This window comes from Burkholderia humptydooensis (genome assembly GCF_001513745.1).
GTDB lineage: Bacteria > Pseudomonadota > Gammaproteobacteria > Burkholderiales > Burkholderiaceae > Burkholderia > Burkholderia humptydooensis.
Window position 1 is genome coordinate 1,666,878 of sequence record NZ_CP013380.1, and the last position, 13,052, is coordinate 1,679,929.

At 67.2% G+C, this 13,052-nt stretch carries 13 protein-coding genes and 1 pseudogene; 12 read left to right on the forward strand and 2 right to left on the reverse strand.

All coding sequences use genetic code 11. The features are described 5' to 3' along the window. The first annotated feature begins 338 nt into the window (after positions 1-338). The 12 genes and pseudogenes from AQ610_RS07640 to AQ610_RS38345 form a co-directional block, all read left to right on the forward strand. Positions 339-740, forward strand: coding sequence for a DnaJ family domain-containing protein (locus tag AQ610_RS07640; RefSeq protein ID WP_006026105.1), 402 nt, complete (start codon positions 339-341; stop codon positions 738-740). Then, a complete protein-coding gene (gene tadA, locus AQ610_RS07645) occupies positions 737-1,321 on the forward strand; it encodes a tRNA adenosine(34) deaminase TadA (protein WP_006026106.1) in 585 nt (194 codons plus the stop codon). The genes AQ610_RS07640 and tadA overlap by 4 nt, the downstream gene beginning before the upstream one ends. Positions 1,322-1,374: 53 nt before the next feature. Then, complete coding sequence (gene ldcA / locus AQ610_RS07650) at positions 1,375-2,316, forward strand: muramoyltetrapeptide carboxypeptidase (RefSeq protein ID WP_006026107.1); 942 nt, start codon at positions 1,375-1,377, stop codon at positions 2,314-2,316. 323 nt (positions 2,317-2,639) lie between these two features. Then, positions 2,640-3,335, forward strand: coding sequence for a GntR family transcriptional regulator (locus AQ610_RS07655; protein ID WP_006026108.1), 696 nt, complete (start codon positions 2,640-2,642; stop codon positions 3,333-3,335). A 155-nt stretch (positions 3,336-3,490) separates the two neighbouring features. Next, positions 3,491-4,981 carry an NCS1 family nucleobase:cation symporter-1 gene (locus AQ610_RS07660; protein WP_043282503.1) on the forward strand — a complete coding sequence of 497 codons (1,491 nt, stop codon included), beginning with the start codon at positions 3,491-3,493 and terminating at the stop codon, positions 4,979-4,981. Between the two features lie 10 nt (positions 4,982-4,991). Beyond that, positions 4,992-5,804, forward strand: coding sequence for an aspartate/glutamate racemase family protein (locus AQ610_RS07665; protein ID WP_006026110.1), 813 nt, complete (start codon positions 4,992-4,994; stop codon positions 5,802-5,804). Positions 5,805-5,949: 145 nt separating this feature from the next. Beyond that, positions 5,950-6,903, forward strand: coding sequence for an allantoinase PuuE (puuE, locus tag AQ610_RS07670; protein ID WP_009912811.1), 954 nt, complete (start codon positions 5,950-5,952; stop codon positions 6,901-6,903). Then, the gene (uraD, locus tag AQ610_RS07675; protein WP_043282504.1) at positions 6,903-7,424 is read left to right on the forward strand and encodes a 2-oxo-4-hydroxy-4-carboxy-5-ureidoimidazoline decarboxylase; all 522 of its coding nucleotides are present in this window, start codon (positions 6,903-6,905) and stop codon (positions 7,422-7,424) included. Before puuE ends, uraD begins: the two co-directional genes overlap by 1 nt. 123 nt (positions 7,425-7,547) lie before the next feature. Continuing rightward, positions 7,548-8,561: an allantoicase gene (gene alc, locus AQ610_RS07680; RefSeq protein ID WP_006026113.1), complete on the forward strand. Its 1,014-nt coding sequence runs from the start codon at positions 7,548-7,550 to the stop codon at positions 8,559-8,561. After that, positions 8,558-9,070, forward strand: coding sequence for an ureidoglycolate lyase (locus AQ610_RS07685; protein WP_006026114.1), 513 nt, complete (start codon positions 8,558-8,560; stop codon positions 9,068-9,070). Before alc ends, AQ610_RS07685 begins: the two co-directional genes overlap by 4 nt. Before the next feature lie 208 nt (positions 9,071-9,278). Next, on the forward strand, positions 9,279-10,643 hold the full coding sequence (locus AQ610_RS07690) for a hypothetical protein (RefSeq protein WP_006026115.1): 1,365 nt from the start codon (positions 9,279-9,281) through the stop codon (positions 10,641-10,643). Between the two features lie 137 nt (positions 10,644-10,780). After that, positions 10,781-10,873 (forward strand): annotated as a pseudogene (locus AQ610_RS38345) (ACT domain-containing protein); the annotation flags it as partial. Positions 10,874-11,033: 160 nt separating this feature from the next. Here the strand turns inward: AQ610_RS38345 and AQ610_RS07700 are convergent. Both AQ610_RS07700 and uraH read right to left on the reverse strand, forming a co-directional pair. Further along, entirely contained in the window at positions 11,034-12,236 is a 1,203-nt protein-coding gene (locus tag AQ610_RS07700) for a urate hydroxylase PuuD (RefSeq protein WP_006026116.1), read from the reverse strand. Positions 12,237-12,285: 49 nt separating this feature from the next. After that, positions 12,286-12,639 (reverse strand): hydroxyisourate hydrolase, encoded by a 354-nt coding sequence (gene uraH / locus AQ610_RS07705; protein WP_009912807.1) that lies wholly within the window; start codon positions 12,637-12,639, stop codon positions 12,286-12,288. Positions 12,640-13,052 lie beyond the last annotated feature (413 nt).

Here is a 13,052-nt window from a genome sequence, read left to right on the forward strand (position 1 = left end):
GGCTAGAATCTAAAATCTCACCCCGGTCGCGCATCCGCCCGCGAATCCGCCGGTCCCGCCGGCGCCGCCGCACATCACGCCGCAGCCCGACGCCAATCCGGCGACGGTGAGGGCAGCGGCAAAAACGAGGGCGCGAACACTGCGCCGAGTGACGACCGACATTGTTTCGTTGCCCTGAGCGAGCGCGGAACGGCAGGCCGCCGCGCGGTTGGATGGATCGCAGCAAGAATAGCGCCTTTTCTCGCGTCCGAGCCCGGATATCGAGCATTTACTCGGGCGGGCTGGACCTGGGCGCGCCGCCTGCTAAAATCCGCATGCCGCATTGTCATGAAACCCCGATGAAACTGCTTGACGCTCTAGTCGAACAACGTATCGCTGCCGCCGCCGCGCGGGGGGCGTTCGACGATTTGCCGGGTGCCGGCGCGCCGACGGAGCTGGACGACGATCTGCTCGTCCCCGAAGAAGTGCGCGTCGCGAATCGGATCCTGAAGAACGCGGGCTTCGTGCCGCCCGCGGTCGAGCAACTGCGGGCGCTGCGCAATCTGCAGGACGAGCTGCGCGCGGTCAGCGACCGCGCGACCCGCTGCCGTCTGCAAGCGAAGATGCTCGCGCTCGATATGGCACTGGAATCGCTGCGCGGCGGCCCGATGGTCGTGCCGCGCGAATACTGCCGTCGCATCGCCGAGCGGCTGTCCGAGCGCGTGCTCGGCGACGCGCAGGGCGAAGCGGGGGTGATGTGAGGCCCGCCGACGCGCCCGCGTCCGGCGACGAACTCGACGACGAACCGCCAGCGCCGCTTCCGTCCGCCGCCGCCGAGCGCGACCGCCGTTACATGCGCATCGCGCTCGCCGCCGCCGAGGAGGCGCGCGCGGCGGGCGAAGTGCCGGTCGGCGCGGTGATCGTGCGCGGCGACGAGGTGATCGCACGCGGCTTCAACCATCCGATCGGCGGCCACGATCCGTCCGCCCACGCCGAGATGGCCGCGCTGCGCGCCGCCGCGCGCGCGCTGCGCAATTACCGGATGCCCGGCTGCGAGCTGTACGTGACGCTCGAGCCGTGCCTGATGTGCTCGGGCGCGATCATGCATGCGCGGATCGCGCGCGTCGTGTTCGGTGCGCCGGACCCGAAGACGGGCGCATGCGGCAGCGTCGTCGATGCGTTCGCCGATGCGCGCCTGAACCATCACACGACGGTCGAGGGCGGCGTGCTCGCCGACGAATGCGGCGCGGCGCTCAAGTCGTTCTTCGCGGAGCGGCGGCAGGCGATGCGCGAGGCCCGCCGCGCGCAACAGACGCCCGACGCGCCGCCGCGCGACGAATGAACCGGGCGGCGCGGAACGCCTCTAAACACGTCCGATCCTCTTCCTGCGAATTCATGATTTCCACGTTCCGCACGCCGCGCACGATTCGTCTGCTCGCCCCTTCCGGTTATCCGCACGACCCGGCCGCGATCGATCGCGCGATCGAACGCCTGAGCATCGAGCAGCATCGCATCGAGAACCTCGACGCGACGCAACGCCGCTACCAGCGCTTCGCCGGCACCGACGGCGAGCGCGCAGGCGACCTGAACCGGCTCGCCGATCCGTCGCTGCCGCTGCCCGACATCGGCCTCGCGGTGCGCGGCGGCTATGGCGCCGCGCGAATCCTGCACGGGCTCGACTACCGGGGCCTCGAAAGGCGGCTGCGCGACAAGCCGATCGCGCTGGTCGGCCATAGCGATTTCACCGCGATCCAGCTCGCGCTTTATGCGAAGGCGCGCGTGCAGACGTTCGGCGGCCCGATGCTGTCGGCCGATTTCGGCGCTCAGGCGCCGAGCGAGTTCACGCTCGCCCATTTCTGGCAGACCCTCACGCAGCCGACGACGACGATCGTCTCCGACGTGCCGCAGACGCAGGTCGTCAACGCGTCGGGCACGCTGTGGGGCGGCAATCTCGCGATTCTCGCGTCGCTCGTCGGCACGCCGTACATGCCGCAGATCGAAGGCGGAATCCTGTTCGTCGAGGACGTGAACGAGCAGCCGTTCCGGATCGAGCGGATGATCTATCAGTTGCATTTCGCGGGCATTCTCGCGCGCCAGCAGGCGCTCGTGCTCGGGCAGTTCACCGGCGCGCGTCCGTTCGAATACGACAACGGCTACGACATGCAGACGATGATCGAGCAGGTGCGCGGCGTGATCGGCATTCCTGTCGTCACCGGGTTGCAGTTCGGCCATGTGCCCGATCTGCTGACGCTGCCGTTCGGCGCGCGCACGGAACTCGTCGCGAACGAGCATGGCTTCAGGCTGACGATGTCCGACTATCCACATCTCGCGGCGTGAGCGGAGCGCGAGCCGATGCGAAGTGAAAAAGGCGGGAGACCGCCTTTTTTTGCATCGATATGCGCAACTAACGATCAACCCTCATCGAGCACTCGAACTGTCGCGCGGCACCAAACAAAGGCAAAATTGTCGACAAAATAGTACAGGCTTGATGGCGAGGGCTGCGGTCGAATGCGCCAGAAGCTTGGTCGAATGTACCAATTCAGGGCGATGGCACCGATGCGAAGCACTCGGCATCACTCGAATTGTGCAAAATGGCAAAACAAAATTGTTGACAATATTTATGTCCAACCTACGATGCTGTCCATAACGAGATGCGAAACATGACGAAGAAAGATTCCGCGCTGACGGGCGCGAGCCCCGAGTCGATCGCCGAGCGGATCCGCACCGCGATCCTCGAGCATCGGCTCGCGCCCGGCACGAAGCTGACGGAAGCGCAGTTATGCGAAGTGTTCGGCGTGAAGCGCGGCGCGATCCGGCAGGCGCTCGCGCTCCTCGCCACCGATCGGCTCGTCGATCTGGAGCCGAATCGCGGCGCGTTTGTCGCGAGTCCGACGCTGCAGGACGTGCACGAAGTGTTCGAGATGCGGCGCATCGTCGAGCTCGCGGTGATGGAGCGGCTCGCGACGGGACCGGGCGCGAAGCGCCTGAAGGGCGTCGCGGCGATGATCGACAAGGAGCGCCACGCATTCGAGCGGCGCGATTATCCGGCATGGATTCGGCTGTCGGGCGAGTTCCATACCGAGCTTGCGGCGCTCACCGGCAACACGGTGCTGCGCGATTGCCTGGGCGGGCTCGTCGCGCGCTCGACGCTGATGTCGGCGCTGTATGAATCGCACGGGCGCAGCCCGTGCTCGTTCGACGACCATGCGCAGATCCTCGCGGCGCTCGAAGCCGGCGACGCGAAGCGCGCGGCGCAGTTGATGGCGCGCCACCTGCAGCACGTCGAACTGAAGATGCTCGATCGGCCGGCGCAGGGCGCGGTCGATCTGCGCGAGGTGTTCGGCCATCCGGGCTGACGGCCCGGCCGCACGCCGAACGCGCTCACTGAACTGACGAAATGCCGGGCGGCCGCGCACGCGGACGCCTCGCCAGGGCGGCATCGGGCGACCACGTTCGAGCCGCGATTTCAATGACGATCGCGCGGCTCGTCCGCGGCAGGCAAGGAGATGTCATGGTTCAGTTCAGTGTGGCGCAGCAAAGCGCGTCGTATCGGCCGAACGAGGATCGCCCGGGCGATCCGGACGACGGCGCGGCGATGCCCGCCGGCTACAGCAAACGTCTGTACAACGAAGATCTCGCGCCGCTCGCGAACCAGAGCTGGGGCGCATACAACATCTTCGCGTTCTGGATGTCCGACGTGCACAGCGTCGGCGGCTACGTGTTCGCGGGCAGCCTGTTCGCGCTCGGCCTGACGAGCTGGCAGGTGCTCGTCGCGCTGCTCGTCGGCATTTCGATCGTCAACGTGCTCTGCAACCTGATCGCGAAGCCGAGCCAGCAGCTCGGCGTGCCGTATCCGGTTGCGTGCCGCGCGACGTTCGGCGTGCTCGGCGCGAACGTGCCCGCGGTGATCCGCGGCCTCATCGCGATCGCATGGTATGGCATCCAGACTTATCTCGCGTCGAGCGCGCTCGTGATCGTCGTGCTCAAGTTCTTTCCGCAATGGATGCCGTATGCGGACGTGCATCGCTATGGCTTTCTCGGGCTGTCGGCGCTCGGCTGGACGGGCTTCATGCTGCTGTGGGTGCTGCAGGCGCTCGTGTTCTGGAACGGCATGGAGACGATCAAGAAGTTCATCGATTTCGCCGGTCCCGCGGTCTACGTGGTGATGTTCGTCCTCGCGGGCTACATGGTGTGGCGCGCGGGCTGGCGCAATATCGGCCTCAATCTCGGCGGCGTCAGGTATCACGGCGCCGCAGCGATCCCGGTGATGGTGACGGCGATCTCGCTCGTCGTGTCGTATTTTTCCGGGCCGATGCTCAACTTCGGCGACTTTTCGCGCTACTGCGGGAGCTATCGCAGCGTGAAGCGCGGCAATTTCTGGGGGCTGCCCGTCAACTTCCTCGCGTTCTCGCTCGTCACCGTGATCACGACGGCCGCGACGCTGCCGGTGTTCGGACAACTGATCACCGATCCCGTCGAGACGGTCGGCCGCATCGATCATCCGACCGCGGTGATTCTCGGCGCGCTGACCTTCACGATCGCGACGATCGGCATCAACATCGTCGCGAACTTCGTGTCGCCCGCGTTCGACTTCTCGAATGTCGCGCCGCGCCTGATTAGCTGGCGCGCGGGCGGGATGCTCGCGGCGGTCGCGTCGGTGTTCATCACGCCGTGGAATCTCTTCAACAATCCCGCGGTGATCCATTACACGCTCGACGTGCTCGGCAGCTTCATCGGGCCGCTGTACGGCGTGCTGATCGTCGATTTCCATCTCGTGAAGCGCGGCGCGTTGCGGCGCGACGATCTGTACACGACGTCGACCGACGGCGCGTACTGGTATCGCGACGGCGTGAACCGGCGCGCGGTCGCCGCGCTGCTGCCCGCGGCCGCGATCGCCGTCGCGTGCGTGATGGCGCCCGCGCTGTCCGGGCTCGCGAACTTCTCTTGGTTCATCGGCGCGGCGCTCGGCGGTGTGTTCTACCGCGCGCTTGCGAAAGCATGACGGAGTCCATATGAAAATAAAACTGATCAATCCGAACACGACGCAGCGGATGACCGACGCGATGGGCCGCTGCGCGCGCGAGGTCGCGTCGGCGGGCACGGCGATCGTCGCCGTGAGCCCGGCGATGGGGCCGCCTTCGATCGAAGGCCATTACGACGAGGCGCTCGCGACGCCCGGCCTTCTGGCCGAAGTCGCGGCGGGCGAGCGCGACGGCTTCGACGGCTACGTGATCGCGTGCTTCGGCGATCCGGGGCTGTACGCGGCGCGCGAGCTCGCGCGCGGGCCCGTGATCGGCATCGCGGAGGCGGCGATGCACGCGGCGAGCGTGCTCGCGCCGGGCTTCTCGGTCGTGACGACGCTTGCGCGCACTTGCGGGATGGCGTGGCATCTCGCCGAGCGTTACGGGATGAAGCGGTTCTGCCGCAACGTGCGCGCGACCGATGTCGCGGTGCTCGATCTCGACCGGCCCGGCTCGGCCGCGCGCCGCGTGATCGTCGACGAATGCCGGCGCGCGCTCGACGAGGATGGCGCGGACGCGATCGTGCTCGGCTGCGCGGGGATGGCCGAGTTCGCGCACGAGATCGAGGCGGCGATCGGCGCGCCCGTCGTCGAGGGCGTGACGGCCGCCGTCAAATGGGCGGAGGCGCTGATCGCGCTGAAGCTCGCAACCGCGAAGCGCGGCGATTTCGCGCGGCCGCTCGCGAAGCGCTACGACGGCGAGTTCGCGCGCTTCAGCCCGGACGGGGCGCTCGCGCCCGTCGCGGCGACGCAAGACACGCCGTCTCCCGACGTTTTTCCGCAACCGCACATACATTCCGTCTGACATGCATTATCCGTGTGCCCGTATGGGCGCTCCGGGGTGTTTTCGCTACACTGGGTCGTCCGTCGCATCGGCCGCGCAGCCCCGGTTTCCGGGCATCGCGCGGCCGAGGCGAACCCGCTGACGGAGCATCACTTCGCACCCAACCATGGCATTCGATCCCAACTATCCACGCGATCTGATCGGCTACGGCCGATATCCGGTGCAGGCGAACTGGCCGGGCCGCGCGCGCGTCGCGGTGCAGTTCGTGCTCAATTACGAGGAAGGCGGCGAAAACTGCGTGCTGCACGGCGATCCCGCGTCCGAGCAGTTCCTGTCCGAGATCGTCGGCGCAGCCGCGTATCCGGCGCGCCACATGAGCATGGAATCGATCTACGAATACGGCTCGCGCGCGGGCGCGTGGCGCATCCTGCGCGAGTTCGAGACGCGCGGGCTGCCGCTCACGGTGTTCGGCGTCGGCATGGCGATCGAGCGGCATCCGGAGCTCGCGCGCGCGTTCGTCGAGCTCGGCCACGAGATCGCGTGTCACGGCTGGCGCTGGATTCACTATCAGGACATGACGCCCGAGCGCGAGGCCGAGCACATGAAGCTCGGGATGGAAGCGATCGAGCGCGTGACGGGCGTGCGCCCGCTCGGCTGGTATACGGGCCGCGACAGTCCGAACACGCATCGGCTCGTCGCCGAGTACGGCGGCTTTTTGTACGACTCCGATCATTACGGCGACGACCTGCCGTTCTGGATGGACGTCGAGGTGTCGGGCGGCGCGAGCGCGCCGCAACTGATCGTCCCGTACACGCTCGATGCGAACGACATGCGTTTCGCGACGCCGCAGGGCTTCAACACAGCCGATCATTTCTTCCACTACCTGCGCGACGCGTTCGACGTGCTGTACGAGGAGGGCGACGAGGCGCCGAAGATGATGTCGATCGGCATGCACTGCCGGCTGCTCGGCAGGCCGGGGCGCTTTCGCGCGCTGCAGCGCTTCCTCGATCACGTCGAGCGGCACGATCGCGTATGGGTTGCGCGCCGCGTCGACATCGCGCGCCACTGGCGCGAGCATCATCCGTATCGGCCGCAACCTCGGCGCGAGGGGAACGCATGATGCAGGCGATGCACTACACGCTCGCGCAGTTGAACGCGATGTCGACGGATGCGTTCGTCGCGGCGCTGTCCGGGATCTTCGAGCATTCGCCGTGGGTCGCCGAGGCGGCGGCGGCCGCGCGGCCCTTCGCCAGCATCGGCGCATTGCACAGGACGATGAAGGACGCGGTCGAGGGCGCGGGCGACGCGCGGCAGCTCGCGCTCGTCAATGCGCACCCGGAGCTTGCCGGCAAGGCGGCGGTGCGCGGCGAGCTGACCGCAGAATCGACGCGCGAGCAGAGCGGCGCGGGTCTCGACCGCTGCACGCAGGAGGAGTTCGACAAGCTGCAGCGGCTTAATCGCGCGTATCGCGAGAAATTCGGCTTCCCGTTCATCCTCGCGGTGCGCGGCTACGACCGGCACGGAATCATCGCGAACTTCGAGGCGCGCGTCGGCCATACGCGCGACGAGGAACTGCGCGCGAGCCTCGGGCAGATCTATCGGATCGCGCGTTTCCGGCTCGACGATCTGATCGACGCGTGAGCGCCGGCTGAACGCTTCGTCCGGTTCGGCGCGGCCCCCGCCAGGTCCGCGCGCGACGACGCGCGGCGGCGGTTTTCCACTCATCAGGCATCAGGTATCACGCACCACGACAAGGACAAGACGATGACTCTTCCGCTTTTCGATCCGAATGCTCCCGAATTCACGCGGCGTTACGTGAATCTCGCCGACCCGCGTCTCGGCGCGCAGGCGCTTGAGGCGAGCGACGATTTCTTCGCACCGAAGGAGCGCATGCTGAATCCGGAGCCCGCCGTGTTCATCCCGGGCAAGTACGACGATCACGGCAAATGGATGGACGGCTGGGAGACGCGCCGCAAGCGCACGACGGGCTACGACTGGTGCATCGTGAAGCTCGCGCGGCCCGGCGTGATCAAGGGCTTCGACATCGATACGAGCCACTTCACGGGCAACTTCCCGCCGGCCGCGTCGATCGAGGCCGCGCACGTGCCCGAAGGCGCGCTGAACGAGGTGACGGAGTGGGCCGAGATCGTGCCGTCGACGACGCTGCAGGGCAATAGCCATCACTACATCGAAGCGCATGACGCGAACGCGTACACGCATCTGCGCGTGAACATCTACCCGGACGGCGGCATCGCGCGGCTGCGCGTGTACGGCCAGCCGCAGCTCGATTGGGCGGGCGCGAGCCGATCCGAGCTGTTCGATCTCGCGGCGATGGAGAACGGCGGCTACGTCGTCGCGGCGAACAACCAGCACTTCGGCCTCGCGTCGAACGTGCTGCTGCCGGGCCGCGGCGTGAACATGGGCGACGGCTGGGAGACGCGCCGCCGCCGCGAGCCGGGCAACGACTGGGCGATCATCGCGCTCGCGCGGCCGGGCGTGATCCGCAGGATCGAAGTCGATACCGCGCATTTCAAGGGCAACTATCCGGACCGCTGCTCGGTCCAGGCCGCCTGCGTGACGGGCGGCACCGACAGCTCGCTCGTCACGCAGGCGATGTTCTGGCCGGTGCTGCTCGGCGAGCAGAAGCTGCAGATGGACAAGCAGCACGCTTTCGAAGCCGAGCTCGCCGCGCTCGGGCCCGTCACGCACGTGCGGCTGAACATCATTCCGGACGGCGGCGTGTCGCGTCTGCGCGTATGGGGCACGCTCGACAAATGAAGACGCTCGCGATCGAACCGTTGACGCGCGCCGCGTTCGCGCCGTTCGGCGACGTCATCGAAACGGCGGGCGCGAAGCAGATCCCGATCAACCTCGGCACGACGATGCGCTTTCACGATCTCGCGAAGATCGACGTCGCCGACGAAGGCGGGCGGCCGCTCGTGAACCTGTTTCGCGGACAGCCGCGCGCGCTGCCGTTCGAGGTGACGATGCTCGAGCGGCATCCGCTCGGCAGCCAGGCGTTCATTCCGCTGACGGACCGGCCTTATATCGTTGTCGTCGCGCCGGCGGGCGATCTCGATCCGTCGAAGATTCGCGCGTTCGTGACGAGCGGATGGCAGGGCGTGAACTACGCGAAGGGCGTCTGGCACCACCCGCTGATCGCGTTCGGCGAGGTGAGCGACTTCATCGTCGTCGATCGCGGCGGCGACGGGTTGAACCTCAATGAACAGGATCTGCAGGAATCGCTGTGGCTCACCGAAGAGGCGCTGCACGCGCTGACGGCCTGATCCGGCAAACCCCCCCGCTTGACCCGGGAAGCCCGCGCAACGATGTGCGGGCTTTTTTCGTATCGGGGCGTGGCGACTGCGTAAGGACTTTGCATATTCCGTATTGTTGGTTCGTCGCGACGAACGGATCCGGTATCGTGACCGCCGCGTCAATCTATCGATCGATGCAGGTCAATTTCCCGCGATCCTGTCCCACGAACATCCCAACATGAACCGAAGAATCACGATCGCGGCAGCCGCGGCGTCAGCCGTGCTGGTGCTCGCCGCCTGCGGCGACGGCGGCATCGTCGCCAGCAACGACACCGGCACGAGCGCGGTGCGCGGCGCGAACCCGCTCGCCACGCCCGATCAGATCGCGGCGGAGAAGCTTGCGATCGAACTGGTGGCCGCACCCGCGGTCGTGCAAGCGAAGGCCGCGCTGAAGGCGCAATGGCTGGCCGCGGCGCAGGCGGTCGGCGGCGTGCCGGACGAATCGCTCGCGTATCTGCAGACCGCCGTCGATGAATCGGCAATGTCGACCGCGCTCTCGCTCACGAATCAGGATCTGAACGCGCCGAAGGTGATTTCCTGGCTCGCGGCGCCGCACTCATGGTTCGGTATGGACGTGCCGGGCTCGCGCACGACGTTCGACAATCCGGACACGATCTATCGCAGCTTCCCCGTCGACCCGGCGGCGCGTTACGTGATCCATGGCACCGTGCATCGCGACGGTCCGGTCGATACCAACGTCAGCCTGTGGGACAGCCGCCACGCGACGCTGGCGAACCTGACCGGCGATCAACTGCAGGTGAGCGCGGACGGCCGCTTCGCGATCACCGCCGATGGCGGCGCCGGAGACGGCGCCGGCAATCACGTTTCGTTGCAGCCGGCCGCCGCATCGTTCTTCATTCGCGATACCGTCGCCGCATGGGGCGAGCAGCAATTCGACGACCTGTCGGTCGAGCGCGTGTCCGGCGTATCGCCGGCGGCGGCGCCGACCCGAGACGCGATGGTAGCCGCGCTGGCCGCGCAACTGACCAGCGGCGGTAGCGTGTTCGCCAGTTACAACGCACTCGCGAATGCGCAGCCGGTCAATACGATTCCGGCCGTGTCGCTGGGCGGCACGGCCGGACGACTGGCGACGCAGGCGGCCACGTACAGCGCATTCCGGATCGCCGACGACGAAGCGCTGGTCGTGACGGTCGACCTCGGCGGCGCGAAATACTTCATCGCACCGGCATACGGGCGCTGGCTGATCACGACCGACTATGTGAATCACACGCAGTCGCTGAACAACAGCCAGGCGGTCGCGAATCCGGACGGCACGTTCACGTTCGTCGTGTCGCCGACCGATCCGGGCGTCTATAACTGGGTCGATACGGTCGGTATTCACGAAGGTTTCCTGAATCTGCGCTGGCAGCGGCTGCCAGCGACGTCGGGCGGTGCTGCGCCGGCCGCGCGGGCGACGCTCGTGAAGCTGGCCGAGCTGCGCTCGGTGCTGCCCGCGGCGACGCGCTACGTCACGCCGGCGGAGCGGGCAGCGCAGCTCGCCGCGCGCAAGGCGAGCTACGCACCGCGCTATTCGGCGGGTTGAGCGCCCGGGTTGACCCGGCCGCGGCGAGACCTTCGCCGCGGTCGCAGATCGCCCGCGTTCCGCAGCCGCGCTCATCGCGGGTGGTATCGTGCGTCGATCGTCATCACTTCGCGCCCGACCCGGACGCCCGCTTTCCGATGAGCCAGCCCGAAAGCGATCTCGCAATCCTGTTGCGCACGATGCAGCCCGAGCTGAACCCGGGCGCGTACGCATTCACGACCACATCTTCGTTGCATTCGTCGACGGCGCGCGGGCGCTCGACGTACTGGTCGCGCTGCAGCGCGACGCTTTGCGCGACTGACGCACGCATCCGCCGCACGCAAAAAAAACGGGCCCGTTTCCGGGCCCGCGAACGGAGAGGATGGCGCCGGCGCACCGGCACGCGGCAGCTTACTTCGCCGCACCGCTCTCGAACCACGCGGCGATCTTCGTTCGCTCGTCATCCGTCATGTGCGTGACGTTGCCGATCGGCATCGCTTTCAGTTGCACCGCCTGCTGATAGATCCGCGGCGCGTTCCGCGCGATCTCGTCGGGCGTGTCGAACATCACGCCGGCGGGCGCGCTGCCCATCAGCGTCGGTTTTGCCGAGTGGCACGCGACGCAGCGCTGCTGCAGGATCGGCGCGATGTCCCTGATTGCGGGCTTCGGCGCATTCGGGGCGTTCGCCGCCTGCACTTCGGGCGCGATCGGCTTGGGCATCGTCGTCACGAGCGCGAGCACCATCAGCGCGACGCCGCCGAGCGGCAGATACCAGAGCTGCTGGCCGCGATGCCGCATCACGAAGAACTGACGGATCAGCGCGCCGGCGAGCATGATGACGACGAGCACGATCCAGTTGTACTGGTTCGCATACGTCATCGCGTAGTGGTTCGACAGCATCGCGAACACGACGGGCAGCGTGAAGTACGTGTTGTGCACCGAGCGCTGCTTGCCGCGCTTGCCGTAGATCGGGTCGGGCGTCTCGCCCTTGAGCAGCGTGTCGACCATCTTGCGCTGGCCGGGGATGATCACGAAGAACACGTTGGCCGTCATGATCGTCGCGAGCATTGCGCCGACGATCAGGTACGCGGCGCGGCCGGAGAACACGTGGCACGCGATGTACGCCGCCGCGATCACATACAGGCCGACGAACGCGCCGAGCAGCCTGTCGCGGCTGCCGAGCAGGCGGCACGCGCAGTCGTAGACGATCCAGCCTGCGAGCAAAAAGCCGAGCGCGGACGAGACCGCGACGATGGGCCCCATGTCGAGCATGTTCCGGTCGATCAGGTACGTGTTCGGCGCGAGCAGGTACAGCACGAAGAAGAGGCCGAAGCCGGACATCCACGTCGTGTACGACGGCCACTTCGACCAGTGCAGATCCTCGGGCATCTCGGGCGGCGCGACGAGGTACTTCTGCATGTTATAGAAGCCGCCGCCGTGCACGTGCCACAGCTCGCCGAACACGCCGCGCGATTTCAACTGCGCGTCCTTCGGCGGCTTCAGGCTGTTGTCGAGCGCGACGAAATAGAACGACTCGCCGATCCACGCGATCGCGGCGACGACGTGCAGCCAGCGGATCGCGAGATTCAGCCAGTCGGTGATGAAGCCTTCCATGAAACTCCTCCTGAGTCGATCGTTGTCGTGTGCGGGCAGCGATGCGCGGTCAACTGCCGCGATAGGTGCTGTACGACCACGGCGACACGAGAAGCGGCACGTGATAGTGCGCGGCGGGATCGGCCACGCCGAAGCGCAGCACGACGAGATCGACGAAGCGCGGCTCCGGCAGCGCGACGCCTTGCGCGGCGAAGTAGTCGCCCGCGTGGAACACGAGTTCGTAGGTGCCGGCCGCGAGCGCGTCGCCTTCGAGGAGCGGCGCGTCGCAGCGGCCGTCGTCATTGGTGAGCGCGGTCTTCAGCAGCCGGCTGCCGTCGCCCGAGATCGCATGGAGCTCGATCTTGATCGCGGCGCCGGGGCGGCCGTACGCGGTGTCGAGTACGTGGGTAGTGAGCTTTCCCATTCGCATGAGTCCTTGTGTAGTCGCGAGGATCGGCGGCGGCTCGATCCGTTGATGCTGCGGCGGATCGAGGCTCCACGTCAGTGGCTACATACCCGTCGGCGGATCGAAGCGAGCGCCGTGCAGCCATTGTAAAAAGGTTCGGAGGGCAAACCGTGAGCGATAACGAAGATAATGCGCGCCGCATGAGCGCGCGTCCATGCGCGTCGCCGCCGTCGCCAGCGGTAGCCGAACATATCGCCGGCGTGAAGACGATCATGCGCGCGACGAAGCTTGCGCCGCGCCGCGCGTTCGACGATGCTTGGCCCGTGCGGGCGAGCGTGCCGATCCGTCGGAATCGCGCTCGCGCACCCCGAAGACGGCGGGCACGCCGGGTAACCGGGCCAGGGCGTTCGAACGGACGCGGCGGCGCGGTG